Annotated in this window: 13 protein-coding genes; 4 read left to right on the top strand and 9 right to left on the bottom strand. The window is 72.4% G+C overall.

Annotated features, from left to right (window positions below; translation table 11 throughout):
* The first annotated feature begins 736 nt into the window (after positions 1 to 736).
* Positions 737 to 1,735, top strand: a complete 999-nt coding sequence (trpS, locus tag ACIPYQ_RS31800; RefSeq protein WP_401257427.1) for a tryptophan--tRNA ligase — start codon at positions 737 to 739, stop codon at positions 1,733 to 1,735.
* A 45-nt stretch (positions 1,736 to 1,780) separates the two neighbouring features.
* On the opposite strand, the gene proC is transcribed toward trpS, so the two are convergent.
* From proC to ACIPYQ_RS31775, 5 genes are all read right to left on the bottom strand, one after another.
* Positions 1,781 to 2,590, bottom strand: a complete 810-nt coding sequence (proC, locus tag ACIPYQ_RS31795; protein WP_361770955.1) for a pyrroline-5-carboxylate reductase — start codon at positions 2,588 to 2,590, stop codon at positions 1,781 to 1,783.
* Positions 2,591 to 2,705: 115 nt separating this feature from the next.
* Positions 2,706 to 3,443: an ABC transporter permease gene (locus tag ACIPYQ_RS31790; RefSeq protein ID WP_401257425.1), complete on the bottom strand. Its 738-nt coding sequence runs from the start codon at positions 3,441 to 3,443 to the stop codon at positions 2,706 to 2,708.
* Positions 3,440 to 4,237: an ABC transporter ATP-binding protein gene (locus tag ACIPYQ_RS31785; protein WP_401257423.1), complete on the bottom strand. Its 798-nt coding sequence runs from the start codon at positions 4,235 to 4,237 to the stop codon at positions 3,440 to 3,442. Before ACIPYQ_RS31785 ends, ACIPYQ_RS31790 begins: the two co-directional genes overlap by 4 nt.
* A 103-nt stretch (positions 4,238 to 4,340) precedes the next feature.
* A complete protein-coding gene (locus ACIPYQ_RS31780) occupies positions 4,341 to 4,871 on the bottom strand; it encodes a hypothetical protein (RefSeq protein WP_401257421.1) in 531 nt (176 codons plus the stop codon).
* 109 nt (positions 4,872 to 4,980) lie between these two features.
* Positions 4,981 to 5,280: a peptidase gene (locus ACIPYQ_RS31775; RefSeq protein WP_401257419.1), complete on the bottom strand. Its 300-nt coding sequence runs from the start codon at positions 5,278 to 5,280 to the stop codon at positions 4,981 to 4,983.
* A 105-nt stretch (positions 5,281 to 5,385) separates the two neighbouring features.
* On the opposite strand from ACIPYQ_RS31775, the gene ACIPYQ_RS31770 reads away from it, so the two are divergent.
* Positions 5,386 to 7,533 carry a serine/threonine-protein kinase gene (locus tag ACIPYQ_RS31770; RefSeq protein ID WP_401257417.1) on the top strand — a complete coding sequence of 716 codons (2,148 nt, stop codon included), beginning with the start codon at positions 5,386 to 5,388 and terminating at the stop codon, positions 7,531 to 7,533.
* Between the two features lie 78 nt (positions 7,534 to 7,611).
* Here the strand turns inward: ACIPYQ_RS31770 and ilvD are convergent, their stop codons facing one another.
* The 3 genes from ilvD to ACIPYQ_RS31755 all read right to left on the bottom strand — a co-directional run bounded on the left by ilvD (position 7,612) and on the right by ACIPYQ_RS31755 (position 11,061).
* On the bottom strand, positions 7,612 to 9,462 hold the full coding sequence (ilvD, locus tag ACIPYQ_RS31765; protein WP_361769516.1) for a dihydroxy-acid dehydratase: 1,851 nt from the start codon (positions 9,460 to 9,462) through the stop codon (positions 7,612 to 7,614).
* A gap of 121 nt (positions 9,463 to 9,583) precedes the next feature.
* A complete protein-coding gene (locus ACIPYQ_RS31760; protein WP_401257414.1) occupies positions 9,584 to 10,204 on the bottom strand; it encodes a TetR family transcriptional regulator in 621 nt (206 codons plus the stop codon).
* Positions 10,201 to 11,061 (bottom strand): sugar phosphate isomerase/epimerase, encoded by an 861-nt coding sequence (locus ACIPYQ_RS31755; RefSeq protein WP_361769512.1) that lies wholly within the window; start codon positions 11,059 to 11,061, stop codon positions 10,201 to 10,203. Before ACIPYQ_RS31755 ends, ACIPYQ_RS31760 begins: the two co-directional genes overlap by 4 nt.
* Before the next feature lie 424 nt (positions 11,062 to 11,485).
* Here ACIPYQ_RS31755 and ACIPYQ_RS31750 point away from each other — a divergent pair, with 424 nt between their 5' ends.
* On the top strand, positions 11,486 to 12,601 hold the full coding sequence (locus tag ACIPYQ_RS31750; RefSeq protein ID WP_401257412.1) for an endonuclease/exonuclease/phosphatase family protein: 1,116 nt from the start codon (positions 11,486 to 11,488) through the stop codon (positions 12,599 to 12,601).
* 119 nt (positions 12,602 to 12,720) lie between these two features.
* On the opposite strand, the gene ACIPYQ_RS31745 is transcribed toward ACIPYQ_RS31750, so the two are convergent.
* Positions 12,721 to 13,656 (bottom strand): Ppx/GppA phosphatase family protein, encoded by a 936-nt coding sequence (locus ACIPYQ_RS31745; protein WP_361769508.1) that lies wholly within the window; start codon positions 13,654 to 13,656, stop codon positions 12,721 to 12,723.
* Positions 13,657 to 13,719: 63 nt separating this feature from the next.
* Here ACIPYQ_RS31745 and ACIPYQ_RS31740 point away from each other — a divergent pair, with 63 nt between their 5' ends.
* Positions 13,720 to 14,577: a hypothetical protein gene (locus tag ACIPYQ_RS31740; RefSeq protein ID WP_401257410.1), complete on the top strand. Its 858-nt coding sequence runs from the start codon at positions 13,720 to 13,722 to the stop codon at positions 14,575 to 14,577.
* Positions 14,578 to 14,631 lie beyond the last annotated feature (54 nt).

Here is a 14,631-nt window from a genome sequence, read left to right as displayed (position 1 = left end):
GCGTTGATTTTTGGCACGCTGTTGAGTTCTCAAGGAACGGACGCTTCCTTTGTACTCACCCTCTCGGGCTTTCCTCCGGGCTTTCGTTCTGTTCTTGCGTTTCCGACTCTATCAGACTCTTTCGGGCCCGACTTCCTCGGTGCTTTCCAGTTCCTGCGCTTTCGCGCTTTCCCTTTCCGGCGATTCCGACTCTATCAGATCCTTTCGGGCCTGACTCCCAGTCAGCGGGCTTTGCCTCGGGGCTGTTTGGCCCCTTCGGCGAGTGAGACAGTAGCGGATTCCTCGCCCCCGAACCTAATCGGCGGCCGCGTCCTCGGACACGGATTCCTCATTCGCAAATACGCATGAAAACGAGACGACGGAGTGCGTCGTTCGTTCGAATGTGTGGTGCGGAATGGCCGTCCGGGGACCGACCGGGGTCGGCGCTCACTTCGGACAACTCGAAGAACCTTACGGACCTGGCACACCTGTGTCAACCCCCCGCCGGCCGACGCGCGGACCTCCTCGAAACCCACGCCGCGCCCACCCCCGGCCGTCTACGCTGGGCCCATGACTACGCATGCGCTCACGCTCAGCCTTCGCTGGTGGGCCGCCTGACGGCGGCCGACCTTCCACGCGAGCACGCATGCGCTCACGGCCGCCGCTTCGGCGGCCGTTTTTGTTTCTCCCTCCCGGGAGTGGCTCGGTCGCCCCACGCGATGGCACCGACACCACTCACACACAGGGAGAGCAGGACATGACGAGGATCTTCAGCGGGGTCAAGCCGACCGGTCATCTGACGCTGGGGAACTACCTGGGGGCCGTACGGCAGTGGGTCGCCGCCGACCAGGGGCCGGACGAGGCGCTGTTCTGCGTCGTCGACCTCCACGCGCTGACCGTCGAGCACGAGCCGGCGCGCGTACGGAGGCTGAGCCGGCAGGCGGCGACGCTGCTGCTCGCCGCCGGGCTGGATCCACAGCGGTGCACGCTCTTCGTGCAGAGCCATGTCGACGAGCACACGCGGCTGGCGTACCTGCTGGAGTGCACCGCCACCGACGGGGAGCTGCGGCGGATGATCCAGTACAAGGAGAAGTCGGCGAAGGCGCAGGTCTCCGGGGAGGGCGTACGGCTGTCGCTGCTCACCTATCCCGTGCTGATGGCGGCCGACATCCTGGCGTACGGGACCCAGGAGGTGCCGGTCGGGGAGGACCAGCGGCAGCACGTCGAGCTGACCCGGGATCTGGCGGTGCGGTTCAACCAGCGGTACGGGCACACCTTCACCGTGCCGAAGGCGACGCTTCCGCCGGTGGCCGCGCGGGTCATGGACCTGCAGGAGCCCGCGTCGAAGATGGGGAAGTCCCATGAGAGCGGGGCGGGGATCGTCTATCTGCTCGACGAGCCCGGGGTCGTGCGCAAGAAGGTGATGCGGGCGGTCACCGACAGCGGGGACGGCGGGGTGGTCTACGACCGGGAGGCGCGGCCGGGGGTCGCGAACCTGCTGGACATCCTGGCGGCGTGCACCGGGGGTGATCCGGTCCGGCTCGCCGACGGGTACAGCGGGTACGGGGCGTTGAAGCGGGACGTCGCCGATGCGGTGGTCGAGCTGTTGCGGCCGGTGCAGGAGCGGCATGCGGAGCTGGCGGCCGATCCGGCCCGGGTGGAGAAGGTGCTGCGGGAGGGGGCCGGGCGGGCCCGGGAGCTGGCGCGGCCCGTGGTGGACCGGGCGTACCGGGCCATCGGGTTGCTGGAGCCGTGACGGGTGGGGGTCCCGCGTGCTCGGGCCCCCACCGGTACGGGTGTCTCAGCTGTTGCCGGAGGCGAGCTCGCGGCTGCGGTCGCGGGCCGCTTCGAGGGCGGCGATGAGGGCGGCGCGTACGCCGTGCTTCTCCAGCTCGACGATGGCGTTGATCGTCGTGCCGGCCGGGGAGGTGACGGCCTCGCGGAGCTTGACCGGGTGCTCGCCGCTGTCGCGGAGCATCACGGCGGCGCCGATGGCGGCCTGGACGATGAGGTCGTGGGCCTGGGCGCGGGGCAGGCCGAGGAGGATGCCGGCGTCGGTCATGGCCTCGACGAGGAAGTAGAAGTACGCCGGGCCGGAGCCGGAGAGGGCGGTGGCCGCGTCCTGCTGGGACTCGGGGACGCGCAGGGTCTTGCCGACGCCGCCGAAGATCTCCTCGGTGTGGGCGAGGTGCTCGGCGGTGGCGTGGCTGCCGGCGGAGATGACGGACATGGCCTCGTCGACGAGGGCGGGGGTGTTCGTCATGACGCGGACGACGGGGGTGCCGGGGCTGAGCCGTTCCTCGAAGAAGGAGGTGGGGATGCCGGCGGCGCCGCTGATGACCAGGCGGTCGACGGGGACGTGCGGGGCGAGCTCGTCGAGGAGCCTGGCCATGTCCTGGGGCTTGACGGTGAGGATGAGGGTGTCGGCGCGCTTGGCGGCTTCGGCGTTGGAGACGGCCTCGACCCCGTAGCGGGTGCGGAGCTCCTCGGCCCGGTCGGCACGGCGGGCCGTGACGAGGAGCTTCGAGGCGGGCCAGCCGCCGCGGATCATTCCGCTGAGCAGAGCCTCGCCGATCTTGCCGGTACCGAGGACCGCGACTGTCTGGGTCATGCCCGATTCACCTCGCCGAACTGTTCTTGCGCCTGAGCTACCTATACGTCCTCATCCTTGCACCCGGGCGGGGAAGGGGGAGGCGCTGTCCGGAGTGCGGTCAGGCCCGTAGGAGTCAAGGCGTCCGGCGGCGGAGGGTGGCCGCGCCGAGGGCGAGTACGAGCAGGGCGCAGGCGGCGACGACCACGGCGTCGCGGACGAAGTCGGCGGTCATGTCGGTGTGGGTGAGGACCTGGGTCATGCCGTCGACGGCGTAGGACATGGGCAGCACGTCGGAGATGCCTTCGAGGACCGGGTGCATGGTGTCGCGGGCGGCGAACAGGCCGCAGAGGAGCAGCTGGGGGAAGATCACCGCCGGCATGAACTGGACGGCCTGGAACTCGGAGGCGGCGAAGGCGGAGACGAAGAGGCCGAGGGCCGTGCCGAGGAGGGCGTCGAGGAGGGCGACGAGCAGGAGCAGCCAGGGGGAGCCGACGACGTCGAGGCCGAGGGCCCAGAGGGCGAGGCCGGTGGCGAGGAGGGACTGGGCGACGGCGACGGCGCCGAAGGCGAGGGCGTAGCCGGCGATGAGGTCGCCCTTGCCGAGCGGCATGGCGAGGAGGCGTTCGAGGGTGCCGGAGGTGCGTTCGCGCAGGGTGGCGATCGAGGTCACCAGGAACATGGTGATGAGGGGGAAGATCCCGAGGAGTGACGCGCCGATGCCGTCGAAGGTGCGGGGGCTGCCGTCGAAGACGAAGCGCAGCAGGGTGAGCATCAGGACGGGGACCAGGAGCATCAGCGCGATGGAGCGCGGGTCGTGGCGGAGCTGGCGCAGGACGCGGGCGGCGGTGGCGGCGGTGCGGGCACTGTTCACGGGGTCGTCTCCTGGGCGGCGAGGGTGTTGGCCTCGTCGACGAGGCGGAGGAAGCCCTCCTCGACGGTGGCGGAGCGGGTACGGGTGCGCAGTGCGTCGGGGGTGTCCTGGGCGAGGATGCGGCCTTCGCGCATGAGGAGGAGGTCGTGGCAGCGCTCGGCCTCGTCCATGACGTGGGAGGAGACGAGGATCGTGGCGCCGCGGGTGGCGGCGATGTCGTGGAAGAGGTTCCACAGGTCGCGGCGCAGGACGGGGTCGAGGCCGACGGTGGGTTCGTCGAGGACGAGGAGCTCGGGGGTGCCGAGCAGGGCGACGGCGAGGGAGACGCGGCTGCGCTGGCCGCCGGAGAGGTTGCCGGCGAGGGCGTCGGCGTGGGTGGTGAGGTCGACGTCGTCGATGGCCCGGCGTACGACTGCGGTGCGGCGGTCGGCGGCGGAGCGGCCGGGGTCGAGGACGGCGGCGAAGTAGTCGAGGTTCTGCCGGACGGTGAGGTCGTCGTAGACGCTGGGCGCCTGGGTGACGTAGCCGATGCGGGAGCGGAGCTCGGGGTGGCCGGCGGGGCGGCCGAGGACGTCGAGGGTGCCGGTGACGTGGGCCTGGGTGCCGACGACGGCGCGCATGAGGGTGGATTTTCCGCAGCCGGAGGGGCCGAGGAGGCCGGTGATGCGGCCGCGGGGGACGTCGAAGGCGATGGAGTCGATGACGGTGCGGGGGGTACGGCCGGTGCCGCGGCGGACGGTCAGGCCGTGGGCGTGCACGGCGGCCGGGGCTCCCTCGGACTGGTTATTCATCATGTGATGAATAATGCTCCTGGCGGTGCCGCACGTCAATCGCCGGGAGGTGCGGAGCTCTGCCGGGTTACCGGGTCATGGGTTGCCGGGTTGCCGGGTTGCCGGGCTACTTCTTGCGCTTGGGACGGCGGGCGGCCGGGTTCCCCGTACGGGAGCTGCGGCGGCGGGCGAAGTCGGCCTGGGCGCGCTCGTACTCGGCGCGGCGGAGCTTCTCGCCCGGGGCCTCGCCGAGGCAGCGCAGGAAGTACGCGATGAGGGAGCCGATGAAACCGATCGCCTTGAGTCCCTTGAGGGCGGCCTCGTCGGAGGACGGGGCGGGGCGGCGGCTGAAGGACTCCCAGGTCTTGGCGAAGGCGATGGAGCTGGCGATCGCGAAGAGGACGACGACGGAGATGCTGAGGAAGGGGCCGACGTTGCCGATCTCCAGGCCCTCGTACGACAGGCGCAGCAGGACGGCGGCGGCGATGGCGGTGACCAGCGAGCCGAGGGCGAGGCCGACGCGGCGCAGGGCGTAGCCGCCGTCGTGGTTCACCCAGGTGGTGCCGAAGAACGGGATCGGCTCGGGCTCGGGGCCGGTGGGCCCCGGGGCCTGGGCGGCCGGCTCGGCTGGGTTCTGGTCTCGCTGGTCGTCGCTCACAGCAGCGATTATTCCTTGCCGGGCCGGCCGGGCCGGGTGTGTCTCACGTGTCAGACGCGGTCAGCGCCGTCCGTGAGCACCGCTCTCTTCCTGGGAAGGCCGGTGAAGGTCAGCAGCGCGTGGCGACGTAGCCGTCGCTGCCCGTCCGGACGTAGGCGTCCGAGACGAACTGACCGTTGCCGATGCAGTCCCAGATGTTCGTCGTGCCGTACGGACCGGAGACCGTCGTACCGGGGCCCTGGCAGCGGATCGAGACGTACGAGTCGTACGGCAGGACCTTGACGATGGAGTAGCTGGTGCCCGGGCCGCTGCGGACGTTCACCCGGGTCCCGGGAGCGACCGGAAAGGTCGGGAAACCGGACTCCGCGGCGAGGCTCTGGACCTGACCGGGCTCACTCTTTTCGGACATGCGAAAACTCCCCCCTGAGTGTTGCGCTGCGCAACTCGCGCAGGGTAGCAGGACCTTGGAGATAGCCGGGTGCCATCGACTAGGCTCCGGCGGGGGTGGTCAGCGGTGCAGTCGCTGCACAGGGAACGGGCGGGCTTTCCGGAGTACGCCGGGCAGTACCGGCTGGAATCCGTCCTGGGTTCGGGCGGTATGGGCGTCGTCCACCTCGCCACCTCCGCCTCGGGGCTGAAACTCGCCGTCAAGATCGTGCACCCCGAGCACGCGGTGGATCCGGAGTTCCGGGCCCGGTTCCGGCAGGAAGTGGCCGCGGCGCGTCGTGTGAGCGGGGCGTTCACCGCGCCCGTCGTGGACGCGGATCCGGACGCCGAACGGCCCTGGATGGCCACCTTGTTCATCGACGCACCGACACTCGCCGAGCGGGTGCGGGAGCGGGTGCTCGATCCGGCCGAACTGGCCCGGCTCGGCGCCGGACTCGCGGAGGCGCTGCGGGACATCCACCGGGCCGGTGTGGTGCACCGGGACCTGAAGCCGAGCAACGTCCTGATGGCGCCCGACGGAGTACGGGTCATCGACTTCGGGATCTCGCGGCCGACCGACAGTGACCTGCGGACGGAGACCGGAAAGCTGATCGGGACACCGCCCTTCATGGCGCCCGAGCAGTTCCAGCGGCCCAGGGAAGTGGGGCCCGCCGCGGACCTGTTCGCGATGGGTGCCGTACTCGTGCACGCAGCGACCGGGCGCGGCCCCTTCGACTCCGACAGTCCCTATCTGGTGGCGTATCAGGTCGTTCACCACGACCCGGACCTGACCGGTCTGCCGACGGCCCTGATACCGGTCGTCGAGTCCTGCCTCGCGAAGGACCCCGCCGAACGCCCGACCCCTGACGCGCTGATCAGTGAACTGCGTGCGCTGGCCTATCCGACGTCGGAGGACACCCGGGCCTTCATCCCCAGGCCGCGCGGACCCAGCCGGCGGGAGGAGGCCACCCACCGGCGGGACCGGATCCCCGCCGAGCAGCCCGGCGCCACCCCGCCGCGACGGCGGTCACGGCTGGTGCTGTCGGTCGGTGGCGCGCTGCTGCTGACCGGCGGGGCGCTCGGCGGATACCTCTCGTACGGGACGGACGCGGACCCGACGGCGCACTCCACCGTGCACGCCGGGGCCACGGAGCCCGGTCCCGGGGCGAAGGCCGGGCCGCCGTGGGCGGTGCACGTGGGCGAAGGGGGCGGTGGCAATCCCGTGCCGGCCTGCTCGTGGTCGGCCGGCGGCCTCTACTGCTCGGGGCCGGGGCTGGCGGCCGCCCGGCTCGACCCGGCCAACGGCTCGGTGATGTGGTCCGTGCGCGGAGCGGCACCCGCTTCGCGGATGACACCGAATCCGGCTCCGCTGCACGCCGCGGGACTGGTGTTCGCCGTGGACGACGACGGAAGGGGCCTGCGGGCCCTGGATGCGGCATCCGGTGCGCAGCGGTGGAAGCGGGCCCTGCCGGAGGGCGGGCGGGTGGTGCCCGTGGGCAGTCTGCTGCTGGTCACGGGCCCGGACGGAAAGACCGCCATGCTCGACGCGGCCACGGGCGCGACACGCTGGGAGCACCGCATCGGCGGAGCCGGCTCCGCATGGATCGCCGAACCGGATGCGCCGGGGGGCGCCGGCCTGTACCTCTGCGCGCAGGGAGCGGACGGGAAGTCGACCCAGATCTCCGCTGTCGACGTCGCGAACGGCTCGGTGCGCTGGCAGGTCCGGAGTCCGGCGCTGCTGGAACCGGTCGGCGCGGGGGCCGGCGGGCTCTACCTGCTGGAAGGTGACACGCGGTCCGCGTCCGGCGCCGTGACCAGGGCGGTCGTGCGGGTGGATCTCGCGACGCGGGCCGTACGCAGGATCCCCCTCTCGGCGCAGGTGATGGAGGCCCAGGCCACGGTCGGCCCCGAGGGCCGGGTGTACCTCTTCGGCACGTCGGGCGCCCTGGCCGCGGTGGGGGCGGAGCGTGAGGAATGGCGGCTGGAGACGGGCGTGGCCGTGGGCTCGCGGCCGGTGATCCACGACGGGCGGATCCACCTGACGGCCTCGGACGGGCGGCTGCTGGCCGTCGACGGCGCGGGCCGGCTCCTGGGGCAGACGAAGCCCCGGCTGGGTGGCGAGTCGGGCTACGCCTCCACCCTGCCCGCGCCCGTGGTCGGCGGTGGGCGGGTGTTCACGGGGGCGCCCGACGGGTCGGTGTTCGCGGTGGGGGCGGGGGATCCGGGCGGGTGGTGAGACGCCGGCGCCCCCGCACCGGAGGGTGCGGGGGCGCCGGCGGGGCCGTTCGTCAGCCCACGGGGCCGCTCGCGCTCGTCAGCCCAGGCGGGTGACGTCGCGGACGGCGCCCTTGTCGGCGCTGGTGGCCATCGCGGCGTAGGCGCGCAGGGCCGCGGAGACCTTGCGCTCGCGGCTCTTCGGGGCGTAGACGCCGCCGAGGGCCTCGTGGCGGGCCGCCAGGGTGGCCTCGTCGACGAGGAGCTCGATGGAGCGGTTCGGGATGTCGATGCGGATGCGGTCGCCGTCCTGGACGACGGCGATGTTGCCGCCCGAGGCCGCCTCCGGGGAGGCGTGGCCGATGGACAGGCCCGAGGTGCCGCCGGAGAAGCGGCCGTCGGTGACCAGGGCGCAGACCTTGCCGAGGCCGCGGCCCTTGAGGAAGGAGGTCGGGTAGAGCATCTCCTGCATGCCGGGGCCGCCGCGCGGGCCCTCGTAGCGGATGACGACGACGTCGCCCGCCTTGATCTCCTTGCGGAGGATCTTGTCGACGGCCTCGTCCTGCGACTCGCAGACGACGGCCGGGCCCTCGAAGGTCCAGATCGACTCGTCGACGCCCGCCGTCTTCACGACGCAGCCGTCGACGGCGATGTTGCCGCGCAGGACGGCGAGGCCGCCGTCCTTGGAGTACGCGTGCTGCACGGAGCGGATGCAACCGCCCTCGGCGTCGAGGTCGAGGGTGTCCCAGCGCTCGGACTGGGAGAAGGCGGTCGCGGACCGCTGGCAGCCGGGCGCCGCGTGCCACAGCTCCATGGCCGTGTCGGTGGCCGTGCCGGAGCGGGGGTCCCAGTCCGCGAGCCAGGTCTCCAGGTTCTCGGAATGGACCGAGGTGACGTCCTTGTTCAGGAGTCCGCCGCGGTGCAGCTCACCGAGGATGGCGGGCATGCCGCCGGCCCGGTGCACGTCTTCCATGTAGTACGTGCCGCCGGGCGCCACGTTCGGCGCGACCTTGGACAGGCACGGGACCCGGCGGGAGATCTCGTCGATGTCCGTGAGGTCGTAGTCCAGTCCGGCCTCCTGCGCGGCGGCGAGGAGGTGCAGGATCGTGTTCGTGGAGCCGCCCATGGCGATGTCGAGGGCCATGGCGTTCTCGAAGGCCTGGCGGGACGCGATGGAGCGGGGCAGGACCGAGTGGTCGTCCTGCTCGTAGAAGCGCTTGGTGATCTCGACGATCGTGCGGCCGGCGTCCTCGTACAGGGCGCGGCGGGCGGTGTGCGTGGCGAGGACCGAGCCGTTGCCGGGGAGGGCGAGGCCGATGGCCTCGGCGAGGCAGTTCATCGAGTTGGCGGTGAACATGCCCGAACACGAGCCGCAGGTCGGACAGGCGTTCTCCTCGATGCGCAGGACGTCCTCGTCGGAGACGTTCTCGTTGGAGGCGTCGACCATCGCGTCGATCAGGTCGAGCTTGCGGACGGTGCCGTCCACGAGGGTGGCCTGGCCGGCTTCCATCGGGCCGCCGGAGACGAAGACGACCGGGATGTTGAGGCGCAGGGCGGCCATCAGCATGCCGGGGGTGATCTTGTCGCAGTTGGAGATGCAGATCAGCGCGTCGGCACAGTGCGCCTCGACCATGTACTCGACCGAGTCCGCGATCAGGTCGCGGGAGGGGAGGGAGTACAGCATGCCCGCGTGGCCCATCGCGATGCCGTCGTCGACCGCGATGGTGTTGAACTCGCGGGGGACGGCGCCGGCGGCGAGGATCGCGTCGGAGACGATGCGGCCGACCGGTGCCAGGTGGGTGTGGCCGGGGACGAACTCCGTGAAGGAGTTGGCGACCGCGATGATCGGCTTCCCGATGTCCGCGCTCGCTACGCCCGACGCGCGCATCAGCGCACGAGCGCCTGCCATGTTGCGGCCGTGGGTGACGGTGCGGGACCTCAGCTCGGGCATGCGGTTCACTCCCCATGAGTGCGGCTGTACGGTCAGCCGCGACTGCGGATATGGCTCAGATACGAGGCTACGCCCACCGCCCGCGATCCGGACAGCGCGTCCGCATGACGGGACGACAGGCTCACTCCTCGGTCAGGTACCGCTGCAGCGTAGGGGCCACGAGCGCCACGATGTCCTCCGCGTCCGCGGACGCGAGGGGCTCGACCTGGACGACGTAGCGCAGGATCGCGATGCCGACCATGTGGGAGGCGGCGAGCTCGGCGCGGAAGGTCGGGTCGGGGACGTGGAGGTCGGCGGCGACCCGCTCCAGGACCCGCCGCAGCACCAGCCCGCGCAGCACCTTCGCGGCGGCCTCGTGCGTGAGGGCGGAGCGGATCACGGCGAGCAGCGGCGCGCGGGTGACCGGGTTCTCCCAGACGCCCAGGAAGTACCTGGCCAGCCGCTCGCCGATGCCGTCCGGTCCGGCGCCGACGATGGCGGGGACCACGAGGGCCGGCTCCATGCTCATCTCGATGGCGGCGGCGAAGAGGTCGTCCTTGCTGCCGAAGTAGTGGTGGACCAGCGCCGGGTCCACGCCCGCCACCTTCGCGATGCCGCGGACGGAGGTCTTGTCGTAGCCGCGCTCCGCGAACACCTCGCGGGCGGCCAGCCGGATGCGCTCCTGCGTGCCGGGGCCGTCGTCGGCCTCGTCCTGCCGGGGCCGGCCGGGCCCGCGGCGGCGCGGCTTCTCCGTGCCCGTCATGACCGCCGGGCCCTGTCCCGGGCGGTGGTGATGTCAGTGATGGTGTCGGTCGTGGCGGCGGTGGCGAGGTGCAGCCGGGTGAAGGCCAGCGCCTCGGCGAGGTCGGCCTCGCGCTCGGCCGACGACATCGCCCGCCGCGTGTTGACCTCGATCACCACGTGCCCGTCGAACGAGGTCCGGGCGAGGCCCTCCAGCAGCTCGGCGCAGGGCTGCGTACCCCGCCCCGGGACCAGGTGCTCGTCCTTCGCCGAACCGTTTCCGTCGGCGAGGTGGATGTGCGCGAGCCGGTCGCCCATCCGGTCGATCATCGCGGTGGCATCGGTCCGGGCGGTCGCGGTGTGCGAGAGGTCGACGGTGAAGTGCCGGTAGTCGTCCTTCGTCACGTCCCACTCGGGTGCGTACGCGAGCATCTCGCGGTCGCGGTAGCGCCAGGGGTACATGTTCTCCACGGCGAACCGGACGTCGGTCTCGTCGGCCATCCGCCAGATGCCGGTGACGAAGTCGCGGGCGTACTGGCGCTGCCAGCGGAAGGGCGGGTGCACGACGACGGTGGACGCGCCGAGCCGCTCGGCCGCCGCCTGTGCCCGCTGCAGTTTGGTCCACGGGTCGGTGGACCACACGCGCTGGGTGATCAGCAGACAGGGTGCGTGCACGGCGAGGATCGGCACCTGGTGGTGGTCCGACAGCCGGCGCAGGGCGTCGACGTCCTGGCTGACCGGATCCGTCCAGACCATGACCTCCACGCCGTCGTACCCGAGGCGCGCGGCGATCTCGAAGGCGGTCGCCGTGGACTCCGGATAGACGGAGGCGGTGGAGAGGGCGACTTTCGCGGTCGGGATGCGGACTGGTTCTGCCACGGAGACAGGGTACGGGGCCCGCGCCCGCCCGGTACGTGACGACCGCCACCCGAACCCGCCCCGGAGCCGGGCCCCGAGCCCAATGCGAGGCCGCCCCGAGCCACGCGCGAGCCCGGCGCGAGGCCGCCCGGGAGGGCGGGCGAGGTCGGGGTGCGGTCGGTGCGAGCGCCGGTGGCGCCTTCGGTGCAAGGCCGGGCGCGGGCCCTGCTCGGCGCGGTACGAGGCCCGCGCAAGCGGTGGGCCGGCGCCGCGGAGTTTGGTGCTGGGGCGGCTTGGGCGGGGCGCGGTCGGACCGGGGTGGCGGCCGTAGGCGGCGCGGCGTAGGCCGCCCGGCCCACAGTTGGATCGCCACGGTCCGTCAGCCGCCCTAGGTTTCAGGCAAGATGCGGGTTTTCGCCCGCTTTTCACCGAGAGGGCTGCCCGTATGACTCGCCGTTGGATCACATCCGCCCTGTGCGCGCTCGCGCTGCTCGCACCCGGCTCGCTCGGCACCGCCTCGGCCGCCGAGGGAGGCCGGACCCCCTTGCGCGTCACCACCCGCAACCTCTACCTGGGCGCCGACCTCGCCCCCGTCCTCGCCGCCACCAGCGCGCAGGGGCTCGTCGCCGCGGTGACCGGGGTGTGGGCGAACGTCCAGGCGACGAACTTCCCGGAGCGTGCCAAGGCGCTGGCCGACGAGATCGCCGAGAGCGACCCCCACCTCGTGGGCCTCCAGGAAGCCGTGCTGTGGCGCAGCCAGACCCCGGCCGGCCCGGGCCAGGCCAAGCACGTCGAGTACGACTTCCTGAAGATCCTCCTCAACGAGCTCTCCGCGCGCGGCAAGCACTACCGCGCGGTGGCCAGCGTCACCGTCGGCAGCGACTTCGAGGCCCCGCGCGCCACGCCCGGCGGCGGCTTCCAGGACATCCGCCTCACCGACCGCGACGTCCTCCTGGCCCGCACCGACCTGCCGGCGCGCGCCTTCTCCGTGGCGCACGCGCGGGCCGCCCGGTTCCAGAACCACCTGCCCATCTGCCGGCCCGTGCTCGGCTGCCCGCCCAATCCGCCGCTGAAGGTCGAGCGCGGCTGGGTCTCGGCCGACGTCACGCTCCGCGGCCGCACCGCCCGCGTGGTGACCACCCACCTCGAACCGGCCGCCCCCGCCGTCCAGGAGGCACAGGCCGGCGAGCTGCTCGCGGGCCCGCTGAACACCGAGCTCCCCACCGTGCTGCTCGGCGACCTCAACTCGGCGGCCGGCGGAGTCGGCGCGACACCGGGAACCGCCACCCAGAGCCACAACCAGCTCCTGGCCGCCGGCTTCAAGGACGCCTGGACCGCCAACCGCCATCGCCCCGGCGGCCCCGGCTTCACCTGCTGCCAGGCCCCCGACCTGCGCAACGCCGTCTCCGGCCTCAGCCAGCGCATCGACTACGTGCTCTTCCGCGGCAGGATCCACGCGCTGACGGCCGACCGGGTGGGCGAGAACCCCGCCGACCGCACCCCGTCGGGCCTGTGGCCCTCCGACCACGCCGGGATCACGAGCGTGCTCCGGCTGCGCTGACCGCCCCGGCCCACCCCGGCCGGCCGGAGCCCGCGCGCCCGGAGCCCGCACGCCCGGAGCCCGGGGCCCGGGGCCCGGGGCCCGGGGCCCGGGGCCCGGGGCCCGGGGCCCGTGCCTTCCTACGATCCCGTCGGCATGTGGTCCAGCCTGCGGAGAATCACGCCCTCGCGCAGGGCCCACGGGCAGATCTCCAGCTCGTCGACACCGAAGAGGTCCATCGCGCCCTCCGCGACGAGCGCGCCCGCCAGGAGCTGGTTCGCCCGGCCCTCCGAGACGCCCGGCAGGGCCGAGCGCTGGGCCGTGGTCATCGCCGCCAGGCGCGGCACCCACTCCTCCAGGGACTTGCGGCTCAGGTCCCGCTGCACGTACAGACCGTCCGCCGACCGGGCCGCGCCCGCGATGCGGGCCAGCTGCTTGAACGTCTTCGACGTCGCGACCACGTGGTCCGGGGCGCCGAAGCGGCTGAATTCGCCGACCGTGCGGGCGATCTCCGCCCGCACGTGCCGCCGTAGCGCCCGGACGTCCAGCGTGTCCGGCGGGTCGCCCGGGAGCCAGCCCGACGTGAGGCGGCCCGCGCCCAGCGGCAGCGAGACGGCCGCGTCCGGGTCCTCGTCGATGCCGTACGCGATCTCCAGCGAGCCGCCGCCGATGTCCAGGACCAGCAGTTTCCCGGCGGACCAGCCGAACCACCGGCGGGCCGCCAGGAAGGTCAGCCGGGCCTCGTCCGCGCCGCTCAGCACCGGCAGGTCGACGCCCGTCTCGGCCTTGACCCGCGCCAGCACCTCGTCCGCGTTCGTGGCCTCGCGCACGGCGCTGGTCGCGAAGGGGAGGACGTCCTCGCAGCCCTTGTCCTCGGCGGCCTGCACCGCTTCGTTGATGACCGAAAGGAGACGCTCGACGCCCGCGGGGGTGACGGCGCCGGAGTCGTCGAGGAGCTCCGCCAGCCTTATTTCCACCTTGTGCGAGTGCGCCGGCTGCGGGCGCGCGCCGGGGTGCGCGTCCACCACCAGCAGATGGACCGTATTCGAACCCACATCAAGGACACCGAGTCTCATAGGGGGAAACGCTACTGCGATGAACGCCGAGGGGTGAGGTAAGGGGCGCTTAGGCTTGGGTTTGTGCCAAATACGAAGAAGGCCAACAAGACCCGGTCGCAGAAGGACACGGGCAAGGACACCGCCAAGGGCAAGAACTCCGGCGGCAGGAACGGCAAGGGCAAGAACCCCGTCGTCTCCGACGAGAAGGGCCTCGACTTCCCCCGGGCCTGGGTGGAATTCCCCGACCCCGGCGACGACGAACAGGTCTTCCGCTGCGACCTGACCTGGCTGACCTCCCGCTGGACCTGCATTTTCGGCCAGGGCTGCCAGGGCATCCAGGCGGGCCGGGCCGACGACGGCTGCTGCACGCTCGGCGCGCACTTCTCCGACGAGGACGACGAGAAGCGGGTCGCGCAGCACGTGGCCCGGCTGACGCCGGAGCTGTGGCAGTTCCACGACGTCGGGAGCGAGAGCGGGTGGACGCAGCACGACGACGACGGGGAGAAGCAGACCCGCCGCTGGGACGGCGCGTGCATCTTCCTGAACCGGCCGGGGTTCCCCGCCGGGGCGGGCTGCTCGCTGCACATCCTCGCGATGAAGGAGGGCCGCGAGCCGCTGGAGACCAAGCCGGACGTCTGCTGGCAGCTGCCGATCCGCCGGACGTACGAGTGGATCGACCGGCCCGACGACACCCGCGTGCTGCAGGTGTCGATCGGCGAGTACGACCGCCGCGGCTGGGGGCCCGGCGGCCACGACCTGCACTGGTGGTGCACGTCGGCCACCTCCGCGCACGGCGCCGGGGACCCGGTGTACGTGTCGTACCGCGCCGAGCTGACGGAGCTGATGGGCAAGGAGGGGTACGAGGCGCTCGCGAAGCTGTGCGAGGAGCGGCTGGCCTCCCTGCTGCCGATGGCCCCGCACCCGGCCGACCCGGCCTGACCGGCCCGACCTGTGCCGCCCGTCCGACCGGCCGAACCGGTCCGGCGGGCGGGC

The sequence above is a fragment of the Streptomyces sp. NPDC090045 genome, assembly GCF_044747975.1.
In the GTDB taxonomy this organism is placed as follows: Bacteria; Actinomycetota; Actinomycetes; order Streptomycetales; family Streptomycetaceae; genus Streptomyces.
This window is presented reverse-complemented; position numbering and strand designations above follow the sequence as displayed.

Bases quoted from the DNA above. Each gene is read 5' to 3' on its own strand.
- trpS (WP_401257427.1), top strand. From the start codon at position 737: ATGACGAGGATCTTCAGCGGGGTCAAGCCGACCGGTCATCTGACGCTG.
- proC (WP_361770955.1), bottom strand. From the start codon at position 2,590: ATGACCCAGACAGTCGCGGTCCTCGGTACCGGCAAGATCGGCGAGGCT.
- ACIPYQ_RS31785 (WP_401257423.1), bottom strand. From the start codon at position 4,237: ATGATGAATAACCAGTCCGAGGGAGCCCCGGCCGCCGTGCACGCCCAC.
- ACIPYQ_RS31775 (WP_401257419.1), bottom strand. From the start codon at position 5,280: ATGTCCGAAAAGAGTGAGCCCGGTCAGGTCCAGAGCCTCGCCGCGGAG.
- ilvD (WP_361769516.1), bottom strand. From the start codon at position 9,462: ATGCCCGAGCTGAGGTCCCGCACCGTCACCCACGGCCGCAACATGGCA.
- ACIPYQ_RS31760 (WP_401257414.1), bottom strand. From the start codon at position 10,204: ATGACGGGCACGGAGAAGCCGCGCCGCCGCGGGCCCGGCCGGCCCCGG.
- ACIPYQ_RS31750 (WP_401257412.1), top strand. From the start codon at position 11,486: ATGACTCGCCGTTGGATCACATCCGCCCTGTGCGCGCTCGCGCTGCTC.
- ACIPYQ_RS31745 (WP_361769508.1), bottom strand. From the start codon at position 13,656: ATGAGACTCGGTGTCCTTGATGTGGGTTCGAATACGGTCCATCTGCTG.